Here is a 23416-nt window from a genome sequence, read left to right as displayed (position 1 = left end):
TATTCTAAAGTCGACTGTCACTCAAAGCGGGGGATGTCGGTAGGACCGCGTTATGGACAGACATTCACCGCAGCCAGAGCACGACATGGCCCACGATAAGGCGGAAAGGGCTGGAGTGATTAGCCAACTCCTCTCAACACATCCCAGTACGCCGGGATTCCCACGGCCTGTTGAAGGTGCGCAATAAAGAGTTTTGCCTTCACTTCATGAGAACGCCCTGGAAGACGGACAGCATGGATGGCCGGCCGGGCACGCTGTGAAGGCTGGGGTATATCGGCAAATAAAGGGATCAGCCGACCGGCCTGAATATCCTCGAAGACAAGCCAACTGGGCAATTGCACAATCCCCAACCCGGCCAGTGCCCCTTGGAGCATGCCTCCCTTGTCGTCGGTACGCAGGCAACCACTAACCGGAAGTGGCTGGTTTCGGTTGACACCTTCATAGCACCACGCTCCCGCCGCTGCCGGCATCGTTGCCACCGTGATGCAGTCGTGGTGCAACAAGTCGCCAAGTTCTTCAGGCTTTCCCGCATGCTCGATGTAGCTGGGACTCACACACGTAATTTGGCGTAGTGGCGCCAAGGTCACTGCGTGCAGATCACTATCGGGAAGCAAGCCAATACGAATCGCGACATCAAGGCGACGCTCTACGAGGTCAATGACTTGATCGCTGAGATGGAGCTCGATCTCCACACCGGGATAGCGCCTCAAAAAATTCGCGATCGCCGGCGCCAAATGCAGGCGACCAAAGATCGTAGGCGCCGTTATGGACAACAGTCCACGCGGATCGTCGTTGGCCGACGAGATGGCTTCTTTCGCTTCCGCGAGTTCGTTGAGGATGTTACGTGCGCGAGGCATGAACTGCTCACCCGCATCGGTGAGCACGACCCGACGCGAACTGCGGTGAAACAGCCGAGAACCGACTTCCGCTTCAAGCCAGTCAATTTTGCGTGTCACCGATGACACGGCAACAGCCTGCTTCTTCGCTACCTGAGAAAAGCTTCCGCAGGCGGCGACTGCCAGAAAATCATTGAGCGCATCGATCATAAGGCTTGCCATTCTATCCAAATATTATTGCGTATTTCGCAATAGATATTTGCATATTTTCTTATTGTTCCAATTATCGCAACGATACAAACTCTCGCCGACCGACAAACCCAACCCTGTCGGGCTAACGGAGAGCTCGCGCAATGAACCTCAAGTCTTTACCTACCCGCTTCCTTCGCAACACGGTGCTCGCTTTGGCACTGGGCACGTTCGGCGTTGCCTTCACTGCCGGCCCGGTGAGCGCAGCGGCACCAATGGTCAAAACCCAAGCGCCGGGTTTCTATCGCACCATGCTGGGCGATTTCGAAATCACCGTCATCAGCGATGGCACCGTGGATCTGCCCGTCGACAAGCTTCTGAGTGAACCAGCGGCACTGACCGATGCGACGCTCAAGAAATCGTTCTTGGGCTCGCCACTGGAAGTGTCCGACAACGCCTTCCTGATCAATACGGGCTCACGCCTGGTGCTTGTGGATACCGGTGCCGGTACGTTGTTCGGCCCTACCCTTGGCAAACTCATCGCCAACTTGCGCGCTGCAGGTTACGCACCCGAGCAGGTGGACGACATCCTGCTGACGCATATGCACCCTGATCATGTAGGTGGCCTCGTCGCAAATGGACAACGCGTCTTCCCCAACGCCATTGTTCACGCCGACGAGCATGAAGCAGCGTACTGGCTCAACAAAGCCAACATGGATAAGGCTCCCGCAGATTCCAAGGGCTTTTTCCAGGGTGCCATGGCCTCGGTACAGCCCTACATCGACGCAGGGAAATTTCAGTCGTTCAACGGCAACGCAGAAATCGTACCTGGCGTGAGATCGATGGCCAGCCCCGGCCACACGGTGGGCCATACCGCTTACCTCGTCGAGAGCAAGGGCCAGGATCTACTGCTGGTAGGTGACTCGATCCACGTCGGATCCGTGCAGTTCAACAATCCGTCGATCACGATTGCTTTTGATACCGATGCGAAGGAAGCCGCTGACTCGCGAGCCAAAGTGTTTACACGCGCCTACAAGGACGGTGCGCTTGTCGGCGCTGCCCATCTCTCTTTCCCAGGCCTCGGTCATGTGAGTGCGAACGGTAAAGCGTGGCAGTGGATTCCGGTGAATTACACGACTGAGTTGCACTGAAGGTCAAAGCTTTTCTCCATCTCGTACTAAGAGAGGGGGCTGTCTGCCCCCTCCTCTTATCGCCTGAAACCGACCGATCGAACAACTTCCTGATTAGATGATCAGGCAGGCGTTGACTTGGCGAGTACTGAAGCTGCTAGATCGCGCTCTGCCATAAGTATTTTGAAGCTGTACGAGACCAATTGATGGCGCTTAATTGGTTTGTAGGTCCGCAATAGGGCGGCACAATCCATCGATGAGATCGCTGCCGGTCGAGAGAGCACCTATGAGCGTATGAGCTGCAAAAACGGCCATCTCGAGAGATGGCCGTCTGTGTTTTCTCTATAGCGAGCGTTGGAGCTTTTAGCGAATCACGCTACTCGTTTCGTCCTCAGAGGCAACCCGGCTGGGTTGCCACGGATGCGGGAGAGTTGCCAACGGCCACCGTCGTGGTCACCGTGTCATTGCTCGTGTCGATCACAGACAAATTGGCGGAATTAACATTGGCTACGTAGAGACGCTTGCCATCAAGGCTTACCGCTTCGGCTTGAGGAGCCGTCCCTACCGGCACCGTGGCAATCGTCTTGCCATTGATGGCGTTGATCACGGAGACGGTGTTGTCGTTGAAATTGGCTACATACAGACGAACGCCCAAGGGCCCTACCGCTACGGCGTTGGCACCATTCCCGGCCGGGTACGTGGCAGTCACAGTGTTTGAGTTGGTGTTGATCACGGAGACGTCGTTGGAACCAAAATTGGCTACATACACTTGTTTGCCGAAGGGTCCGACCGTTACGCCAAAAGGATTATTCCCCACCGCTACCGTGGCGGCCACGGTGTTGGTCGCCGTATTGATCACCGAAACGGTGCCGTCTTGTTCATTGGTCACGTAGACGTGTGCGCCATCATGGCTCACCGCTATGCCGGAAGGGCTGTCTCCCACCGCTACTGTGGCGGTCACGGCATTGGTGGCCGTGTCGATGACGGAGACATTGCCTGCATTCGCGTTGGCCACATAAGCCTCTGCCCCATTGGGAGTGATCACGATGGCTGCAGGAGAGCTGCCTACCGCCACGGTAGCCGTCACGGTGTTGGTAGCGACGTTGATCACGGACACATTGTCGGAACTGAGATTGGCCACGTAGACTTGCTTGCCATTGGGGCTGAGCGCTACGCCCGCAGGATTGGTCCCTACCGGCACGGTGGCCATCACGCCATTGCTGGCCGTGTCGATCACCGAGACCGTGTTGCCAGTTTGATTGGCCACGTAAGCATTGTTGTTTTTGGCTGCGGCAGGCAGCGCGACACTTGCCATCAGCAGAGGAAGCACGCAGCGGCTCACGCCGGCGGACCACCGGCGCCCTGAGGCACGCGTCTTGAATCTTAGTTGATCAGTCATCATGGAACTCCTCAATTGAAAGTTATGGGCGCTACGCAGCGCCCGGCAAGAAACCATCTCGTTGCGTCGGTATTCGTACCGTTGAAGATGTCTTCACCGGGAAGCTTGTTTGTTGTTGCCCCCTGTCGCGCACGCCTCAGACGAGGACTGCAACGCGAAACATTTCATTGGTGCGCGTGTTGTCGCTCAACGTTTACAGCCGTAATGCTCACGATCACTACAAGTGCCGATGCTTGCGAGACCCGCTCGTATCACACTGCGGCACTTGCAAACTGTGCGCTTACGCCATGAAGAAGGCATGACGAAAAAAAACATCTATTTATGTTAATTGCCACATTTTTGTCATTGCGAATTTTATTCGGATCGAATGAATCACGAGAACTCGAAATACATAACGTCCTCTGATCGAGATGGCGTTTTAATAACGCAGCAATCGCTGCGACGACGTTAATGAAGGTTTCGGCTTGATGATCTTTGCTCGTGCCGCGTTTCGCGTTTTTAAACCGGCAAAAAAGAGGAGAGAGCGATGGCTCTCTCCTCTCGTGCTTTATGAAACGTGGAACTTAGTGCAGGCAGGCACCCGGGGAGGTCGCGGTGAAATTAGTACCGGCATTGGTGATGTTCAGGAATGCCAGGCCCGTGCCCGATCCGACGGTGGTTACGCTACCGGTGATGGTAGCGTTGTACGGGGCGTCCACCAGTTTCGCCGTGCTGGCCAGGTCCGTCGATATATTGCCCTGGGCGTTACCCAGGAAATACGAAACGGCGACGATCGGATAGCTGGTCGACGGCACAATGCCACCGCGGCTACCGGGAATCGCATAATCCGTCGGCGGCACCAACGCAATGCACTCCGTGCTGGGAGGGCTGGTGAGTGCCTCAACTTGGGCGGTACCGTTGGTGGCATTGGTGGGGTTAATGACTTCGTTGTAGACCACATCAGTGCTGCCGATGACAAGCGGGGTGCCGAAGTTGGCTGTCGGGCTCTTGCTGGCCACATCGGCAAGCTGCAGGGTTGTCAAGCCTAGCGCGAGGGCATTGGCCGTCTCGACGTAACCGACGTTGCCATTGCCGGTGGCAGATGCAATGGCATTCGCTACGCCCGAATTACCGCTCGTGCCGGTCCAGTTGCTCGGCAGCGTTGTAAAGAAGTTGGAGATTACGCTGCCAGCTGCGGGTGTACCGCCCGACCCCGCCGTCGTAGAGCCGAAGGTTTGGCTGGTTTCAAAGACGCTTGAAAGCCCGGCGGGGCTGCAGTTATTCGACAGATAGTTGCTGAGGCTGAAGGAGGTGCCGCTGCCATCCGAGCGGTACTGCACGTTGATCGCAGTGGCAGGAATCGAGTGTCCCGAAGGCAAGGTAAAGGCGCTGGCCAAATGCGAGTCATTCCAGGCGGTGACCGTGCCGGAGAAAATCTGGCAGACCTGCGTCGCGGTAAAGTTCACTTCCGAAGCAGTCACCTGGGCGCCTGTGCTGTCCGTCAAATTGAAGCCAATGCCTACTGCGCCCGCAATGACCGGAAACTGCGTGGGAAAGTCGGAAGCGGAGCCATGACCGGTTTGGTAATTGGACACATCCGTCGCAGCCAGCGGTGAATCGGCCGCCGCAAAGCTCGGCTGGAGCAGATCCGTGCGGCTCACTGCCGGAGCACCGAAACCGTTGACGACACCATTGGCATTCTTCGCACAGTTAGTCTGCACGCCATAGGTGTTGGCTCCGATCGTGCCTCCAGCCAGGACATCCTTGCCCGCGCCACTGCCGGTCAGGCAGTAGGAGACACCGGGGTTGCCCGTCTGTGCCGCATACACGCCGAACAGCGAACCTGCAGCGATGCCGGTGCCGGTGCCGGTGCCGAAAAGTTGCAAATTGCCCGAGGCAGCATTGCTGCCCACATAGCCGACCGATGGCAGCGTCGCGCCGCCACCCACCAGCGTGCCAGAAGCGTGCGAAAGTCCGGCCAGAACCAACGCGATAGCGCCAACCACCAACTTGGTGCGGGTGCTGAACTTAGTAAGTCCGAATGTCATGGTCTTTCCCCAATTACGCATATACCTCCGAATTAGAGGCCCGTACTTTGTACATCCCGGCAATGACAACGACATTAAGTATTAATGTCGCCAAATATTCCAATTGAATTACACTATTTTTTATAGAACAAATCAGTTATGTCATATTTTCAGTAATATAATTAATATGCGACGGCTCGCACGAATATTCAAATTACACTATTTTTTATGACTAACTTCACGTTTTTCAGTCAATATTATTTTATAATCCTTTGGGGAGTTATATGTATCGGTATCTATCCAAATAACTTCGTCTCACGTCCAATACAGCGTGCGCTCACGCCTTGCATCGCTTTGGCTATTCGCCTACTGCCGAATGATGTACTCACGCAGCATGGAGTAGATCTCGCGATCAAGACTGGCCTGCTGCATCAATACGGCAAGATCACTCTCCTGCATTTCGCTCAGCACGCAGCGAACAGCGCTACGTCTGCCCTCAGCGCACCAGGTGTTCAAAATGATGACTAGGGCTTTCAACGGAGATTTCCTCCCTTTGTATGCAGCGTCCTGACTGCGTTGCCATTGCTTTTTCAGCGAATACGTCAGGCGTGCGCTGAAAGCCCGATCCGAGACGATAAGCAATTGACGCAGCTGCTCCATTTCACAGGTGGCAAGCACAGACTCGGCCCTGTCGTACTGTCGGAAATTGGAAAGCTGGATGAGCGTTTCCAGGAGCGCACTCTGGTTCAATGTGAGTCACCTCAATCCATTGCAGTGAACCGGTTCACTGCGAAGGGAGCACATCGCCTCCCTCGATATCGATTTCCGTGAAAACGACGGCTACGACTATTCGGCGAGCCGTTTACGTTCGCTTTCGGTCAGCGACTGCTTGCGCGCCTCGCTGAGATGTCCCGCGCCAAGCACTTGCACAGGGCTGTTTGGGTCGTAGCCGCTGCCGCCACCCATGATGCTTGAGCTGCTGTCGCCGAAACCAAGCACCTCGACCGAGATGATTGATGGCAATTTGCTGAGCGCATCATTCTGCTGCTGATTCACCATGTCCTGCGCCACCTTGCTCACCGCGCCGGCAGCGGCGCTGGCGGCAGTCAGCCCGCTGATGTTCACCGTCTGCGCTACCGGCACGCCAATCTTGCTGCCTTGCACCTGGATGTTGACGGCGTTCAGCACTTGCGCAGCGGCCACGTAAATGTTGCCGGAGACACGAATGCCCGCATCGCCGGCATCGACCGTGCCACGCGGCGCGACCAGGTAAACATTGCCCGCTGCTGCACCTGGAATGGTTTGCAAGGTGGCAATACCGGCACCGCTGACTTCGCCCTGGGCATCGATCAGGCAGAAAGCATCCAGGTCGCACAGGTACGTGGGCGGCGGTACCACCGCTACGGTTTTCGCACCCTGGCCCGCATTGATGTCGCCGTTGGAGCTCCAGATCACCATGTTGCCGCCCTGCTCGGTGAAGATGCGGCTTTGCGCCAGCAGCAGGCTGCGGTCGGTGAAGATATTCACATCACCCTGCTCCAGGGTGAGCACGCCCATGCTGTTGGGGCCAGCGACGACAGCACCGCTGGAGTTGGTAATAACGGGGGGCGCATCGACACTGCCGATCAAGGCCTGCCCGCCCGGACCCAGGATGTTGATGTTGCCGCCCTGCTGGGTCTGGATGGTGGAACTGCGAATATCCAGATCGCCCGTATCCACCGTTTGCGCTTCGCCATTGAGGCCGCCCGCGCCCGTACCATTGTCGGTGTAGCCGAGCGAAGCGGGAAACAGGCTGGAGATGGCGGCATAGCCGCGCACGTATTGATGGTAGTAGGGACTGCTGGGGTCGTTGTAATCCACGCCTACTTCGGCCAGCAGCTTGAAGAACTCCTGCTGCACGAATTGCTGTTGTACATAGGTAGGCAATTGCTGGAAGGCGGACTCGGCCTGCGACGTGGTCAACACCACGTTGAGCTGATCCTGGGCGAAACCGGTATCGACCGCCTTGCCGTCTTCCTGCTGTTCGGTGAATGTGACCAGGTCCGGCAGCAGGCTGCCAAAGCCATCCACGCCATTGGGGTTACTCAGATACTGGGTAAGGAAGTTGCTGGTTTCGATGCCAGGCCCCACACCGAACAACACATCGATGCTGGCGCCATCGTGCGGCAGATAGGGGTTGAGCGCGTTACCAATGGTTTCGATACCGGTTGAACCCTCGCTGGCACCTGCGTTGAGAATATCGGCCTGACTGGTCAGCGGACCGATATTGTGGCCCGCCTCCACATCCAGCGTGCCTACGCCACTCAGTTCAATCACAGGTAGCAACTGGTAATTCAGGCCCGCCGGAGTGAAAACACTCAACACATTGGGGTTGTATTCGGTATCGTAGATACTGCCGCCCGCCGCGATCCGAGTGATATCCGATGCATGCGTTTGCTGGCCGATAAACGAAAGATCGACGATATCCTGGCCCGCGTAGACCAGCGCCGGCTTGTCCGGCTCGATAAGCACTTGGTCCACCTGGATGCCATTGGGTGCCGCCGTGCCATCGGTGATGCTGCCATTGAGCGCATAGATGTGTGCCGGCGTCGTGTCGGCGTCATGCAGACCAGCCTGGTGCAACACACTGTCATACCCGGATATATTGGCCGTCGTTCCAGAATCCATATAGACAAGCAAAGATAGAAATCTGTAGTTCGCACTATCGGAGCCTTGTGGCTGCAAGGGTGAGGGCAATACCGAGGCATTCGCATCGATCAGGCCAAAAGCGTCTACACCGGCGCCATTTAAGTCGTAGTTTTGCTGAGCAAAATTGATCGAATCGGCAGCCAGCAGGCTCAGATTGCCGATGGCGGAGGGATACAGCCCGCCCGCCGTGAGCACATTGATATTCCCGTTCAGCGCAGTGAAATCGAGCGTCGAGGGCAGTACGCCGAGGTCAGTGTCGGTCACATCGTCACCCAGTACCTGGGTTTCCCAGGCGAGGCTGCCCAGTGTGAGGTTGCCGGAGGCGGTTATCGCCTTGACCGCCGAGCTGGCGCTGTAGCTTTGCTCATCCGGGATTATATTATTGGGAGAGGCATAGGACGGGTCGAGAATATCCGCGATATCCACACCATCGCGGGCTTGCACGGTCCACTGCGCATTCTGCAACGCAAGCAAGGTGGAAACTGGCGTCGTAAGGCCGCTAAGCGAAATGCCGTTTGGACCCGTGCTACCACTCGGTAGCACATAAGAAAAATCGGATCCGATCGAGCCGCCAGCGGACAGACTGCCCGTTCCATTGGCGACGAAGTAGCTACCGCTAAGAATGTTGCCGCCCGCGCTGACAGTCAGATTGCCGCCGCCCACGCTGGTGATCGCAGTGTCAGCCGCGTTGGCGTACCAGGTCGTGGGTAGCGAGACCGAAAGATCGCTGATATTGCCGCCCGCGGTAACGGTGACATTGCCGCCCACGCTCATCACACCCTGATCGAAATTGGCGAAATTGATCGACGAGCTGGTGGCGCTGTTGCCGGTTTCCAGCCACGGCCACCAGAACTGGCCGATAAACGTGCCCGCCGTGCCGGTGATGCTGCCGGTGGTGTCGTAGACCTGCTCGATGCCGTTGATATTGGCGCCGGCACTCAGCACAACATTGCCCGCATTGGCGGGATTGACCTGGCCAGTGACCAGCCAATCGGGTACGACTCCATCGTTAGAGGGGACGACTGCCGTCACCCCGGTGCCTGCCGTGGTTCCCGCCGCAGGTGCGCCCGCCGTGTAGACCGCAGCAGGCGCAATGGAATCCTGCCAGTCGATATCGCCTGCCGCCACGATATCGATGGAGCCGGTACCGGTGCGCACCACGGTCGGGAATTCCAGCGTTTGGCCGTTGCCGCCAGCGGCGGTGTATTGCACGGCGAAGTCGCCGTTGAGATTGACATTGCCTGCGCTGGTGTTCGCGACGACGGAAAGCGGGTTCGCACTGGAGAAATTGGCGCCGGCGACCCATTGGTAAGTACTGCTTGATCCGCCCAGCAAAGTGGCCGAAGCCAGCGAAACCGGATTGCCCAGGCTCGGCATGTTGGACGGCGAGTTGTTTGCCACCTGGGGGATGAAAATTGCGCCACTTATTGGCGAAAAGGGTGCATAGAAGAACTGCGAACCAAAACCGCCACTAGAGCCCAGATCGGAGGCGACATAGTTGTAGTAGGCGTTGTATCCATTGATATAGGTGCCGTAATCCGTCGAATACTGCGCGTAGCTGCTGACTGCCTCCGAATTCAGAGGCGACAGCAGGGGCGCGGGTGTTTGAATCTTTGAGAGCGGAAGGTTGAGGTTGGCATCGTCATTGCTGTCGTTGAAGTTGCCGGTCAACCATTGCTGATAGGCCGTCACATAAGCGGCGTAGCTCGAATAAGCACCGATTTGCGGCCAGGACAGGTTTTGCAGGTTATAAGGAAGGAAAGCGGCCACATCCGCCTGGTTGAAGGCATTCGACCAGGTGCCAGGTTGACCTGCACCCACGGTCTGAATGTATGTCTCGTAGTTTTCGTAGTACGCCGTGGCTTGGTTTGGCTGCGGAGCAGTTATCGGCTCATAGAAATTGGGAATGTTGGGGTTGGCAGCGTTGAGATTGGTAATGCTGTTGGGTCCGTCTATGCCGGAGGTAACTGGGTCCCAGAAAAAGGTCACTCCGCCATTCCACAGATTATAAGAAGGTTCGTATCCGCGCTGAACTTCCAGACTGTCGTTTTCCAGATAATTGATCGTGGCGTCATACAAATTTAAATCCGTGGCATACAACGAATCGCTTCCGCTCCCTGTAGTAGGTTCTGGAATGGGTACCGTAGTCGGCGCCCCATCATTCTGCTGATAGAAACCATCGGTAACGCTGGCATCGATATTCACGTTGTGCAGAGCTAGTACCGTCAGCGTGGGCGCGGTGCCTGAGGCGGAAACGGCAGGATTGGCGCCATAGCGATACGCCAGCTGGATCGTGCCATCGGCTGCGGTAATACCGGCGCCCAGATTCCAATTGGTAAGTACCGAGATGTCGCCACCGTTGATGGTCGCATCGGGATTGATCAACTCGATGCCAGGGCTGATCTGCAGATTGGCAATGCCTGCGTAGCGATTGCCGAAACTGTAGCCCGGCTGCTCCACATAGCTCATCAGGGTGCCCGGATCGCCGGCGTTGCCGCCGGCATAGCCGTAGAAGTCCTGATGCGCGGCGTTGACTGCATCCGGCACGAAGTAGTCGTTGCTCAGATAGGTTTGCAGCATTGCGGCCGTGGTGGGCGCCGTCAGCGTACCGCCCGCCGCGTTGTACCAGGTGCCTGCAACCATTTGCACCGGGGCGCCGGGAACTAAGCTTGCGTACCAGCCAGCAGGATCGATCAGGCCATCGAAATGTTGGGTGGGATTGGAGCTGGTGTCATCCGTGCTCCACGCCGCATACGGCACGATGAACACATTGTCGGCGCCAGTGATCGTTGCATTGCTGGCGAAGGTGATCGGCACATCGCCATTGGCCAGCAGCGGCGCGCGCAGGCTCACTATGCCGCCCACGTCGGCGGAGCCACCGGCAACATTGACGATCGCATTGGGCCCGAACACGATGCTGCCTGCACTGCCTGGCTGCACGTTTTCGTAGCCATACGTGGTGTTGAGCGTGCCATCCGGCATACCGATCGTGCCGATCTCCACGATGCCACCGAATTGCCCCGGCACACTGCTGGTAGCGAGCAAACTGCCGTTGACGGTGACGCCATTGCGACCATACAGCTCGATTTCACCGGCGGCGTTGCCGGAGACGTTGACCGTGCCTTCGATATCCACCACGCCGGCATTGGCGTTGACGGCACCGCTGCCGCCATTGGCGGTCAGGTATACATCCTGCGCCACCAGGCTTTGGCCGGCTGAGAGCAGCAAGTTGCCGGCACCGCTGGTGATGGAGATGCCGCCGGTGGTGCCCGCGCTGCGCGTTAATTGCGCCAGTCGATCCAGATCCAGCGCGCCGCCGCTACTCACGCTGAAATCGCCGCCCTGATAGCCGCTGACAGCGCCACCCTCAAAGGTACCATTCAGCGTCGCGAGATTATCCGCGGCAATGCTGAGGCTGCCGGCCGTGCCGCCCAGCGGCGCGCCAGCGAAATTCAACACCGCACCAGAATCCACGATCACAGAACCCTGGTTCGAGGTGAGCGCAAGGCTGCCACCCGCCGCATAGGTCGTGACGTCGTAAAAGGTTTTATTGACGCCAGCAGCGTCGACGTTGGCGCCGCCGCCAAGCGTGAGGTCGCCGCTGGTGGCAGTAAGGCCGACTCTACCCGCCAGCGCATCCACGCGCGTGCCCAAGGTAAGCGTGCCGCCACTGAGCGCCAGCGCCCCGCCCAGATTATTGTCGGTCAGCGCAGTACCGCTGGCGCCGTTGATGGCGAAGCTGCCCGTCGTGGTCAGCGCGGTATCGGCGCCACTTTCGGCCAGCAGGATCGGTGTGTTGAAGCTGACATTGGCCGCGCCGAAATCCATGCCACCGTTGCCTTGGCCGGTGATGCCCAGGCCGGCATTGGCGGTTACGCTGGCAAAGCCCTGTATGACGCTGTTGCCAGCGGTGAAATCCAGCTCGTTCGCGCTGAGCGTCAACTGGCCCGAGCCCGCTGCAGGCGCAACGGTCCCCGTGCCGACGGCATTGCCCAAACCCAGGGTGCCCGCCTTGATGCTGACCGTGCCGCCGTCGCTGACATAGGCATCGGCGTTGAGGTCGAGGGTCTGCGGCAGATCGATGCTGACATTGCCCAGAAAGTCGATGGCGCCGCGACTGTTCAGGGTGACCTGGCTGGCATCGTTGAACAGGCTCAAGGTGTCTGGGCCGATTACCAGACCGCCAGTAGCGGCCGTCGCGCCGCTGCCGATAAAGCTGATCTGGTTGGCGGTGGCCTGGATATTCTGTGCGGTGAATATCGCGTTCGGATCGACACTCGTCGCGCCGGTGGTATCCATGGTCAGCGAACCGCCGCCCTGCACGGTGGCGCCCGCGTCAATGGTGAGATTGCCCAGGGTGATTCCGGAAACATCATCGCGGGTGATCGGGGCGACGCCGTTCTGCGAGACACGCAGCAGCGCACCGTTGCCGCTGACGGCGGCAATACTGGCGCCGCTGCCGTTCGTGCCCGCATCGCTGCCGAATAACAGAGGCGTGGTATTGGGTATACCGGCCCCTGTCGCAGCGAGGTAACTGCCCGGCTGCAGCACGATGCCTTGCGCTCCCGGATCGCCATTGCCGCTGGCGACCAGCAGGATCTCCTGCCCTTGCAACGGATCGGCGCTGTCGTTGGACAGCACCACACTGTCGGCGATACTGGTGATCTGGTAACCGTCGCTGGTGAGCTGACGCGTGCCACCCAGCAGCAGGCTGCCCGCACCCAGCGCAGTCAACTGATCGGCGGAGATCTGCAGATAGTTGCTGCCCAGTGATGTGGAATCGGCCCCGGTCACCTGGATCGCCTGCGCCGCGATGTCTACCATGCCAGGGCGCCCAGCGTTCGCGGGCGCATTATCCAGGGTGGCGTTCAACTGTAATTGCTGAGTCGCGCTCAGCACCAGATGGCCGCCATCGGCAGGCAGCGATGGCGTGACCGTACCGTTGCCGGCGGCCTGCTTGGTGAAGTAGCTGTCCGCGCTGGTGAAGGTGTACTGCGAATACTGTTGCCAAACCGGTGCCGACTGCACCAGGAAGGTGGTGTTGGTGGATTGATGCGCACCGTCCAGGGCGTCCGCGAAATAACCCGTGATGCTTAGCGTGCCATCGGGCAGCACAGCATTCTGGCCCAGCACGCTGTTCTGCGAACTGGTGTTCTGCACCACGCGGTAGGCCCCCGGCAACGTTGCATAACTGGCTGGCAGCAAGGTGTAGTAGCCGGCAGCCAGGCCGGCGATGCTGGACAGGTACACCGATTCGCCTACGGCTGGGCCAGCGCCTGTATCCGGGGCGTTGGTCGTGGCCGCATCCTGCGGGCTGACCGGCGCGGTATAGCCAGGCACGATCGCGTAGATCGCCCGCCCGTCGGCGTATTGCGGCACCTGCACGCCGGCGGTGCTGTTGGCATAGCTGGTTTCGTATTGGGTCAGTACGTTGACGCTGCCACCCGTGCCCGGCACCCATTCCGATGCCTGCAAGGTGCCACCACCACTGATATCGATGGTAGCGCCGTTGTTCAGCGACACGTTGTTGCCTGCAATGGTGATGGACTTGGCCGGCGGCGCGGTCAGTGGCGAAACCGCATAGCCGGGAGCACCGGCATAGTTCCAGTCCAGGCCATCGATGGTGCTGCCATAGGGTACCGTTTCGCCATCGAGCGACACCGACGTGAGGCTGCCGGCGCCGAGCGTGACACTTTGCGTGGCAACCAGAGTCCGACCGTCAATAACAAGGCCGAAGGCGGCCTGCGTGGCACTGGGGTTCTGTACCCCAATGATGAGGTTGCCGGAAGGCACCCAGACCGTGCCGTCCTGCGCGATGTTGTCGGCATCCAGCAACAGGCTGCCGCCCGCCGACAGCGGCGCGCTGGCGGTGCCGTTGCCGAGGATGGTAAGCGTGGTGCTGAGCGCCTGGCCCTGCGCGTTGGTCAGGCCCGAAGGGTTAGCGTCGATCGCAAAGGAGTAGTTGCTGACCGGGTAAAGCTCGGCTGCCTGCAAGGTGATGTTGCCGGTGCTGAAGAGGGAGCCGGGAAACACGTTGGCGTTGGCGTATTCAAGGTCGATGGGTTCGTAGAAGCGGATGGCGTTGCTTGCGGTGAGGTTGCTGTTGGCCCACCCCTGCAAATTGATCTGACCACCAAGGTCCATGAAATCGGCATGGATGTCCAAGGTACCGTCACCCGCCACGGGGCTGTGTTCGGCCGCCGTTGTGCCTATAAGGCCGGTAACTTCTACATAGGGCGCGCTGATCTGTACCGTGCCGTCACCTACGTTGTAGGCAGTGGTGCTGACGCCGGACAAGTCCTTGCTGCCCGCAGGTAACGCGGTAAGGGTCAACGCATTCGCTTCAAAACTTTTGCCCAGCGAGAGAGCGATATTGCCGGCAAAGCCGATTGGTACAACGGAATAGAAATTGGCATTGTTGATGGCTGCTCCCGCCGAAACATTGGGACCAAGGCTGAGGCTGGTGATGCCCGAACCATCCAGGTGATCCAGCGCGAAATACAGCACGCCGGCATTGGCAGTCCCCGCTATCTCGCCACTCGGCTGCAGACCGGAGCCGGGCAGCAGCAGACCGGATTGCTGCAATACAATCGCGGTGGCGACAGGCATTGGGAAGTGGCTAAACCCCGCTCCATCCATGCCGACGATTTGCAAGCTTCCGCCTTCGGCCTTGGAACTACCCGCCTGCGCCGACAGGTTACCATCCGCATACAAACCCGCAGCACCCAGCACGATCGAACCGGCGTCGCTCCATACCGGCGTGGGTATGTAGCCGGTTTCGGCGCCGTTGAGCGCGCCATTGGCGACAGGCAGGTCGTAGACATCGGAGCTGCCCGACACATCGATCAGGCTACCCTGCTGGGTAACCACGTAACCTTGGGCGGAAGTCAGGCTGACACTGCCGCCGTCCAGCACCAGACCGGTGTGCGGGATATAACGCGTCGCCAGCCCGAGGCCCTGACTGTCGCCGGGCACGACCGCCGCCAACGGATCAATCAGGGACACCCCGGCAGCGTTCAGGACCGCATCCGCTCCCAGCCATACCTGCGGCACGTTTAGGTCGTAGCCAACAGGCGTAGTAGTGATATTGATGGTGCCGCCAGGTGCATCGATCGTGCCGTCCACGATGCTGGACTGAGTCCCGGCCAGCGTGATCCTGGCTCCCGCATCGGCAGAAATCACTGCCCCCGTACCCACCGTCAGCGCGCCCGTGACACCGGGATACGTCGCGTGGACCGCAGGACCAGCGCTTGTTTGATAATTCCGGTACAGGCCCGCGTTCAATGAGAAGCCGGGGCCGTTGGAGTCGCGGGAAATATAACGCAGATAAGGCGCCAACTGTCCCACACTGACATAGGCGCTATCGGTCGACACGCTCTCGCCATAGATGTCCGTGCCGGTGGGCGCGGCCAGCAGCGCGCTGACATTGGGCAACAAATTGTCACGGCTGACCTGCACCATCGCGCCGGGCGCGATATTGGCGTCGGTAAATGACGTAATCGCATAGTTATCGAAGCCCTGACCCGCAAAGAAAGAGGGCGACAGGTACAGGCCATTGCTCAGCGCCAGATCGTTGGTACTGCCACCGATCTGGACATCGATGGCCTGCAAGCTGAGCGTGCCACCGCCGCTAAAGCCGTAGGCGCGCAAGCTACCGTCCAGTACGAGCTTGCTCTGCCCGAGGGATGCAGGCAGGAAAGAATTTACGGCGTTGAAGCTACTTACCCCCTGATCGGCGTAGTCGATGAGACTGATACTGCCGCCACTGCCATCGGGTACACCATTGGTCAACTGCAACTGACCGGTGCTATTGACATAACCGCCGCTCGAAGCGTCGAGCAGGCTGCCGGACTGCAGCACGATCGAACCGGTTTCATCGGTTTGAACTGCAGGACTGCTAGGTTGGTCCCGAACCGCGATATTAGATTGGTCCTGAATGAGACTGATGTTGCCGCCGTTGATGTAGCTATCGCCGATGTAATTGCCGGCCGAAGCGTGCGCATCGTTGATCCATAGCCCGTCGGTACTTAGCACCGCGCCGCTGGCAATGGTGATGTCGCCGGGCACGATCGTGCCTGCAAGGCTGGTCGGATCGACAAAGTAACCTTGACCTGATCCCGTCAAGGTGATCGCGCCAGAGGGTGCGCTGATTTCACCCAGAATGGTGATGGCGTTTGCCGCAAGCTGGACCGCCCCCCCCGGCCGCACGCTGAGCACGGTGCCAGCCTGCTCCAGAATCTCGCCACCGATGCCCACCGGGAGACCGCTAGTGTTACTAGCGTACGAAGTGGAACTTAGGCTAAGCGTGCTGAAGCCCGCCTGCTGCACCAGATTGGCCGAGACCGGTACCCAGCGCGACAGGTCATACGGGTTGGTGCCAGCGGGATCGTCGTTGCCAAGCACGGCCGACCACAGCGTATCGACCTGGAAGCCGGGATCGATCTGCTCGATCGGCGCTACCGATTGTTGCAGCAGGATGTTGAGCCCAAGTGCCTGATCAGCCGTGTTCGTCCCATTGACCACGCTGATATCCAGCGTGCCGCCGTTGGGCTGCGCGCCCTGTACTACCTGATTGCGGCCAGCAAACGCCTGCGCGCTGATCTGTCCATCCAGCGTAAGGGCATAGCCCGTCGTGATATTGAGCGTGCCGGCGTTGCCGCCTTGGGCAAAGCCGTTGTCCCAGCGCGTGGCGCCCGTCAACAAAGGATTGCTGAAGTTGGTGCTGACGCCCCAGCGGTTGTCGATAACATCGTATTCGCCGGCGAAACCCACATAGTCCAGATTGGGATCGGCGTCGGCGATATTGTAGACGCGACCATCGGAGGCCAGCAGATTGGGCGTGGTGATCCAGCCGGGCTGATAGGCAACGTAACCGCCATCCAGGTTCAGTTCGGCGCCGCTGCGCACGATGACCTGGGTACCGTTGAAGTTGATGGTGCCGCCATTGGTCATCAGCTGGTTGACGGTGCGCGGTACATCGTCGACATAGCCGGAAACATTGAGGACAGGGCTGCCTATCCAGGCGAGGCCGTTGGCCGTGGTACCGCTTTGGGTGCTGTCTACCGTGAGGTTTTCGGTATGGTAGAGGAAGCTATCGCGCAGCAGGGGCGAGTTGGCCAGCTCGTTCTGGCCCACCAGTGGAATGGTGACCAGTAGCGCCGAGATCGGCAATTCGACATTGGCCAGCCCCGAGACATCGATGACCGCGCCATTGTCGACATAGACGCGGCCACCCAGCGGATCGGTGTAGCCATTAGTGAGATCGTCCTTGGCATTGATGGTGAGAATGGCATCAGGCGCTTCCAGCAGCGAGCCAGACTGGAAGTCAATGATATTGCCGCTGAGGGTGAGGCTGCTGCGGGTGAAGGCGGCGGTAGCCGCGGCGGTGGACGTGGTGGTCGCGCCATCTTCTTCCGGCAATACCGCAGTGATGGAGTTGGGGCCGAGTAACAGCGTGCCGCTACGAGGATATTCTTGGCCATAGTAATCATCCTGGGCGTTCAGAACGATGCTGCCCGGATAGTTGAGGCTGGTGGAGGCCAGTGCAACGCCATCCTGGGTCACGTTATAGCCGTCCATTTCCACTTCGCCGCGGCGTGATTGCAGCAGGCCGGTATTCGTGGCGGTGCCTTCCGGGTAGCTCGAGATCGTTGCCAGGCTCCCAGGCCCCGAGGGCACCACGGACAACGGCAGCGTGGTCTTGGTCGCATTCAAGTTTACGAATTCTGCGCCCGCCGCCAGGATCACCTGCCCCTGGTCGTCGACGATGCTGCCGGCATTGGAGACGTTGGGCGCGGCCAGCAGCACAAAACCTTGCGTGCCGCCGGTGATGGAGGCGCCATTCTGCACCACCACATCGTGGTTCTTGCCGTCGGTGAAAACGCCGTTGACCAGGAAAGGCGTAGCGTTCGAAATGGCGTTGATGCCTCCACTGAGAAATTCGCTGTTGCTGGTGGCAAGGTCGCTGCTGAAAAGATCCAGCGAACTGGCGATCAGCGACTGCGTATTCACCTGGCTGCCGGCACCAAACAGGATGCCGTTGCGATTGAGCAGATAGACCGTGCCTTCGGCCTTGATCTGACCGAAGATCTGACTGGGCACGCCGCTGGGATCGACGATGCGGTTCAGCACGATCCAGTTGTTGTTGGAGCCGTTGGTCTGGTTGCCGCCGCTTTGATTGAAATAGAGCGTGGTATTGCGACCGACGTTGAAGCTGTCCCAGGTCAGGATCGCTTTCTGTGCAGTTTGCTTGACCTGTACAGTCACCTGTCCATTGGCCGTGGATTGCGTCGGCGCGTTGGCGTTCTGCCATAGCGTTGGATCCGTGGCGGCGGCAGCGGCCACCTGCAGGCCACCCTTGACCAGTCCATTAGGCACCGGCGAACTCAGTTTTTGCGCAGCCTGTTGTGCTGCTTGCTGGATCGCTATCTGAGCGGCGACGGCCTGGGCGGCATTATTGAGGTTAGCCAGCGACTGTTGCACCGCTTTTTGCTGCAGCAGTTGCGCGGGTGTCTGGGCCGCTAGCCCCTGAATGGTCGACCCGGGTACGGTATTGACCGCTGTTTGCGCCGTCGTTTGTCCTTGCTGCTGCGCTAACCATGCTTGACTGAGCACCGGCGGTCCGCCGGCATGTGCCTGCATGGCTGCCAGCGAGAGGACCGATGCGATCGCGGACGCCAAGGGATGTCTGGCGCTCATCGTGCGCGACGATGGACGTAGACGTTTGCCTGAACCGATCGGTTGAATCACGAGAACATATCCCCTGGTGTATGTCGCACAACACAAAGCCAAGCCTTCGGCGGTTAGACCGATGTCTGCGACACCGACTGAACCATGTCATCAAAATTTAATGTGCACTGTCGTTTTCGTTTCACACCGGTTTCGCATGACGCCGCGCCATGAGCGAATTTGTGGCAATAGGAAGTCAGCATTCACGTCTAATGAACGCCAATCGGAAAACCAAACAACGTTGTTGGCGGCGGCGCTGGTGGTGGCCGCTGTGGTGTCACTGAATGGCCGAGCTGATTTCCCATCCGGTTGCTGAGCGCAGAAAAATTAAACTGCCCAACCTGGCGATTGCTCGGTTCGCGCGTCACGGCGTCCAGTTCGCTCGCTTGACGGGTCGGCGATCTGTTTTCCGCTGGGATCAGCCGACGATTGAGGCAATCGTATGACAGCGCTTGGTGACCATTGACGCTCACGTCTACGCACGACGCAGCGACGCCTGGCGGCACATCGACACTGGGCTCGACCTGCCCGACTGCCGGTGCCGCTGCCGCACAAAGTAGGTACAGTATGTGGACGTGAATCCGCATCGCCGATACCGCCTCGGTTCGAATCAGGGTGACGAACGCGTGTTGTTGCCTGTCAGCGGTGCTTCCAGGTCGAACGAGATCGTCGTGACTTTCGCATCCACACCCTGCACGACGGCTGCCGTCAAATCGTTCGACATGTTGCCGCCCAGCACAACGTTACGATCGAGCAACAAGCCGCAACCTTTGCTTTGATAAACGCTATTGATGACCGGCTGCGCCTCCTGCGCGATGCGAGCAAGTATTTTCACGCGCGTCGCTTCTACTTGCTTGGTGACCGTGGCGGCATGGGCCTGCATCGTCTGTACACGTTGCGACAAGGCCTGCTCGTGCGTCTGACGCTGGTCGGGGCTTAGCGACGCAGCTTGCGAACGGAAAGCCTGTACGTCGGCATCAATCGGCTTTCGTTCTCCATCGAGCTCGGCCTGCGCCTGATCGGAAATTTGCTTCAATCGCGCGGAAGCTGCCTTGCCGATCTTGGCATTGGCGAATATCGCCTCGCGAGACAACAGACAGACCCCTGCGACGGCCGGACCACTTGATGATTGGCTCGCGCTGCTCTGGGCATGCGCAGGCGATACCGACGTACTGCCCAAAATTACGCTGGCAACCATCAACAAAGTGATATCGAAACGCATGGCATACCCTCGTGGAAACACTGGTTTGAATAAGTGAACAAAAATGCGCTTTGAGTCGTTGCCATACAACGGTGTCATCACGGCTTCTTCGTACTCACCGCATTGGGGTCGTAGCGTTGTTCGTACAGCTGATCGCCATACCCTTGCGCCGCGTTTTCCAGCTTGACTCGCGACGATTGAGCGAACGGCTCGCGGCTGGATAAAACCGTGCGCACATTTATATGACTGTACGCATCGAGAATTTCGCTACCCACCTTGTATAGCTGGACGTTTTTCGCGGTGCATGTGGTTACCTGGCCTCGTGCCACTTTCAATTGGCTGGTCAGATCGGCTTCACTTGCATCCTGCGCTTGCATCTGCACTTTCAACTGAGCAAGTGTCTGGTGTTGTTGTTGCAACGTTGCGTCGTCTGCCGCTCGCGCGGCGTGTTCGCGAGTCAGTTCCGATGCGTCGCGCCCGGCGAGTGATTGCTTGCTTGCCAGCTCATTTTTCGTTGCCACCAACGCCTTGCGTGCCTCATCGCGCTCCTGCTCCAATGTAGCCTTCTGCGCCTGCCATTGCGCTTGTTGGTCCTGAAGATTCTGCAGCTGGCTGCGTGTGTCGCTGAGTTGGCCGCGCAACTGCTCCTCCAGGGTTTGGGCCGTGGCGGAATGTGTAAGCATCAGCAAGCATAGGATGCTTAATGAAATCACGAAGCGCTTCATCATTCGATCCTCAGAATTTTGTGCTGAGCTCAATCTGCAACACATCGATGGCCAAGGGTGGGCCGTACACCTGCTTGGCATCGTAATAGCGAGCCGATAACCAGGTACGCGGTGCAATGCCGTAGTCGGCGGTGAAAATGAAGCCTTTGTTGTTGGTGCCCCCAAGGTCGAAGTTCGCGTCTGTCAGACCATCGAGCATCGAATCGGGCTGTACGTACTTGTAGCCGAGCGCGATGTTCCATTCGTTGGCTGCCATGGGATGCGGCGTGCCGACAATGCCGCGCACCAACCACGCAACCGGCCCGCTTTTGTAGGGGCCCTGAGTGGTTGCCGTTGCACCGCTTTGATAGTTGTTGATGGGTTGGCCCAAGCCACCGGGATACCGATTCAAAGCGTCGCTTTCGTGGTAGGCCATATTGCGTGCATAGTCTGCCTGGAGACGGACCGATGTCTCACCTAACTTGAAGTCGAGCTGGTTGTAGAAATCGGCAACGTGATAGTTGTAAGAGAGGCCGACAAACTGCGGCTGTGCGTAATTGCTTGGCGATGAAGGGTCCGGGATGATGTCGCGAATCAAGAAGACCGTGTTGCCCTTTTGCATGAACTGCGGCGCGGTGTCATCCGTACTGCAATAGTTGATCCCGGTGTAAAGGGCGCACGGTGAAGAGAGCTCGCCGCGCATGTGATCGAAGTAGTAGTAGGCCAGCGCCGACTTGAATTGGGTATCGTTATCGATCTTCCATGTCGCGCCTATTTGAGCGGCCGTCATCCACTTTTCATTGCTTACGTTCTTGTCGTAACCAAATGCCTCCGACGGTGAGTCAGAGGAGGTGTATTCAATAGGAAATGCGCCGACCGTTGCGAACGAGTTGAGACTATCCGTAAAGGGCAGATCGAAGTGGCCTGCAACGCCATCGAAATTCAGCTCAGTCGAATAAATAAGATCCGACACCACAAATGGCTGCGCCATACGGCCAGCCGTGAGCGAACCCCAATCGGTGGGCTGCCAGCGAATCCAGGCTTGATCCAACCAAAGGTCCTTCTTGGTCAAGCCGCCGCCCAACGTCTGTGTGGTGGACACCGGGTTGTCGTCGCTACCCGAGCCGATGCGAACACCTGCGGTTACCGTATCGCCCAGTTTCACTGCAACGCCCAGGTGAGCCTGCAGACGCAGCATATTCAGGCGATCCTGCTGGGAATTGAGAATGGGCGGATTCGCGCCCTGCGTGATGCTGTTGATGTCGAACGGGCCATTGCGATTGAACGCACCGTAATCGATGAAGTACGGGGAGTTGTTTCGGCTGTAAAACCACGATTCGTCGCGCACATGCACGTCGCCATACCAACTGATACGGTCGAGCCATTCGGGTATCGCGTTAGGCGTGGCCCAATGTTCGGTCTTGGCTTGCGCAACCACTTCTTGCTTGACTTGATCGCGTATTTCGTTGCGCACACTTTCCGGCACGTATGCAACACGCACATCACCCGGCTGCGCGCCATCGGATGGGGGCGCTGCAGAAACAGCGCTGCGTGCCTGTGCAGCTTCTGTATTGGCCTGCGCAAGCAAGCCATCCGCATCGGCCTGGGTGATCAAGCCTCGCTTCACCATGAGTCGAATGAGATTGACCGTTGCATTTGGCGACGGCGCGGCGGCATCTTGGGCGAAGACCGAAAGAGCTGCGCCACTCAGCAAGAGGCCGACGGATAGACACAGCAATCCCCGGCGTAGACGTCGGGGATCTCGGGCGGCAATTTTAGACTTCATCAGATTCTCCAATACGGTTGCGCGGCGATCGTGCTAAATGAGAAAAGTGGGGCGATGCTGTATTCATCCCGGTCGATGGCCGCGCATCGCAACGCGCACCGGCATGCTCAGGCTTGGCGGCGGTGGTGTGTCGATGTGCAGGCTACGCAGTACGTCGAGTAGCGCGTTATCGGTGGCCTGTATGCCACTGGAATTGATCAGCTCGATACGCGTAACACTGCCATCGGCGGAGAGCCATAGCTTCGCGTGCACGTCAAAGATCAGCCTTCGCGTGCGGTCATCGCGTTGAATCGCTTCTTGCAGCGCGTAGCCCAAATATTGCTCGTAGGACGAACCGCCCACGCCACTGCCGCCATTGCTGCCGACCATGCCGCCACCGTCGCCGGCAGCGATGTTGAACGAGTCGTTGCCTGCTTGTGCCGGTGCATCGATGCTCACTTGCTTGGCGACATCGGGTGCCTGTTTCGGCGCCTCGACCGGCTTGGCCGGTTCGTTTGGCTTGGGCAACTCCTGTTTGACTTCCTCGAGCTTCTTGGGCTCGGGCGGCTTTTCTTTGGGCGGCGGAGGCGGTGGCGGCAACGGCGTAATCGTTGCGATGCGCGGCGCTTCTTTGCGAACGCCGACTTGATGGCGGGCAAACGTCCAGATCAGCCACGCTGCAACAAGCACCATAGCGAGCGCGATGATGCGCCCACGCCACTGGCGCCAACGCGATTGCTCTGGATACCCGGACTCATACATCACAGCGC

General features: G+C 58.7%; 11 protein-coding genes. 2 read left to right on the top strand and 9 right to left on the bottom strand.

The genetic code is table 11. The features are described from left to right. Positions 1-119: 119 nt before the first annotated feature. Positions 120-1046 carry a LysR family transcriptional regulator gene (locus HDE79_RS18900; RefSeq protein WP_184604352.1) on the bottom strand — a complete coding sequence of 309 codons (927 nt, stop codon included), beginning with the start codon at positions 1044-1046 and terminating at the stop codon, positions 120-122. 143 nt (positions 1047-1189) lie between these two features. Here HDE79_RS18900 and HDE79_RS18895 point away from each other — a divergent pair, with 143 nt between their 5' ends. Beyond that, on the top strand, positions 1190-2176 hold the full coding sequence (locus tag HDE79_RS18895) for an MBL fold metallo-hydrolase (protein WP_184604351.1): 987 nt from the start codon (positions 1190-1192) through the stop codon (positions 2174-2176). Between the two features lie 370 nt (positions 2177-2546). On the opposite strand, the gene HDE79_RS18890 is transcribed toward HDE79_RS18895, so the two are convergent. From HDE79_RS18890 to HDE79_RS18875, 4 genes are all read right to left on the bottom strand, one after another. Continuing rightward, positions 2547-3554, bottom strand: coding sequence for a beta-propeller fold lactonase family protein (locus tag HDE79_RS18890; protein ID WP_221440253.1), 1008 nt, complete (start codon positions 3552-3554; stop codon positions 2547-2549). A gap of 563 nt (positions 3555-4117) precedes the next feature. Next, complete coding sequence (locus HDE79_RS18885) at positions 4118-5581, bottom strand: substrate-binding domain-containing protein (protein ID WP_184604349.1); 1464 nt, start codon at positions 5579-5581, stop codon at positions 4118-4120. 345 nt (positions 5582-5926) lie between these two features. Then, positions 5927-6310, bottom strand: a complete 384-nt coding sequence (locus HDE79_RS18880; RefSeq protein ID WP_184604348.1) for a hypothetical protein — start codon at positions 6308-6310, stop codon at positions 5927-5929. A 96-nt stretch (positions 6311-6406) separates the two neighbouring features. Next, on the bottom strand, positions 6407-18928 hold the full coding sequence (locus HDE79_RS18875) for a filamentous haemagglutinin family protein (protein ID WP_184604347.1): 12522 nt from the start codon (positions 18926-18928) through the stop codon (positions 6407-6409). 332 nt (positions 18929-19260) lie between these two features. Between HDE79_RS18875 and HDE79_RS18870 the strand changes: the two genes are divergently transcribed. Then, the gene (locus HDE79_RS18870; RefSeq protein WP_184604345.1) at positions 19261-19422 is read left to right on the top strand and encodes a hypothetical protein; all 162 of its coding nucleotides are present in this window, start codon (positions 19261-19263) and stop codon (positions 19420-19422) included. 164 nt (positions 19423-19586) lie between these two features. Here HDE79_RS18870 and HDE79_RS18865 read toward each other — a convergent pair whose 3' ends face one another. The 4 genes from HDE79_RS18865 to HDE79_RS18850 form a co-directional block, all read right to left on the bottom strand. Next, positions 19587-20198 (bottom strand): OmpH family outer membrane protein, encoded by a 612-nt coding sequence (locus HDE79_RS18865; RefSeq protein ID WP_184604343.1) that lies wholly within the window; start codon positions 20196-20198, stop codon positions 19587-19589. Between the two features lie 77 nt (positions 20199-20275). Further along, positions 20276-20860 (bottom strand): hypothetical protein, encoded by a 585-nt coding sequence (locus HDE79_RS18860; protein WP_184604341.1) that lies wholly within the window; start codon positions 20858-20860, stop codon positions 20276-20278. A gap of 52 nt (positions 20861-20912) precedes the next feature. After that, positions 20913-22667, bottom strand: coding sequence for a putative porin (locus HDE79_RS18855; RefSeq protein ID WP_184604339.1), 1755 nt, complete (start codon positions 22665-22667; stop codon positions 20913-20915). A gap of 63 nt (positions 22668-22730) precedes the next feature. Then, positions 22731-23408, bottom strand: coding sequence for an energy transducer TonB (locus tag HDE79_RS18850; RefSeq protein ID WP_184604337.1), 678 nt, complete (start codon positions 23406-23408; stop codon positions 22731-22733). Between the last annotated feature and the right edge of the window lie 8 nt (positions 23409-23416).

The sequence above is a fragment of the Rhodanobacter sp. MP1X3 genome, from assembly GCF_014207165.1.
Lineage (GTDB): Bacteria > Pseudomonadota > Gammaproteobacteria > Xanthomonadales > Rhodanobacteraceae > Rhodanobacter.
The sequence above is the reverse complement of the archived record's forward strand: the minus strand, read 5'-3'. Positions and strand labels throughout refer to the sequence as shown.

Bases quoted from the DNA above. Each gene is read 5' to 3' on its own strand.
- HDE79_RS18855 (WP_184604339.1), bottom strand. From the start codon at position 22,667: ATGAAGTCTAAAATTGCCGCCCGAGATCCCCGACGTCTACGCCGGGGA.
- HDE79_RS18885 (WP_184604349.1), bottom strand. From the start codon at position 5,581: ATGACATTCGGACTTACTAAGTTCAGCACCCGCACCAAGTTGGTGGTT.
- HDE79_RS18900 (WP_184604352.1), bottom strand. From the start codon at position 1,046: ATGATCGATGCGCTCAATGATTTTCTGGCAGTCGCCGCCTGCGGAAGC.
- HDE79_RS18850 (WP_184604337.1), bottom strand. From the start codon at position 23,408: ATGTATGAGTCCGGGTATCCAGAGCAATCGCGTTGGCGCCAGTGGCGT.
- HDE79_RS18895 (WP_184604351.1), top strand. From the start codon at position 1,190: ATGAACCTCAAGTCTTTACCTACCCGCTTCCTTCGCAACACGGTGCTC.
- HDE79_RS18890 (WP_221440253.1), bottom strand. From the start codon at position 3,554: ATGACTGATCAACTAAGATTCAAGACGCGTGCCTCAGGGCGCCGGTGG.
- HDE79_RS18860 (WP_184604341.1), bottom strand. From the start codon at position 20,860: ATGCTTACACATTCCGCCACGGCCCAAACCCTGGAGGAGCAGTTGCGC.
- HDE79_RS18865 (WP_184604343.1), bottom strand. From the start codon at position 20,198: ATGCGTTTCGATATCACTTTGTTGATGGTTGCCAGCGTAATTTTGGGC.
- HDE79_RS18870 (WP_184604345.1), top strand. From the start codon at position 19,261: ATGGCCGAGCTGATTTCCCATCCGGTTGCTGAGCGCAGAAAAATTAAA.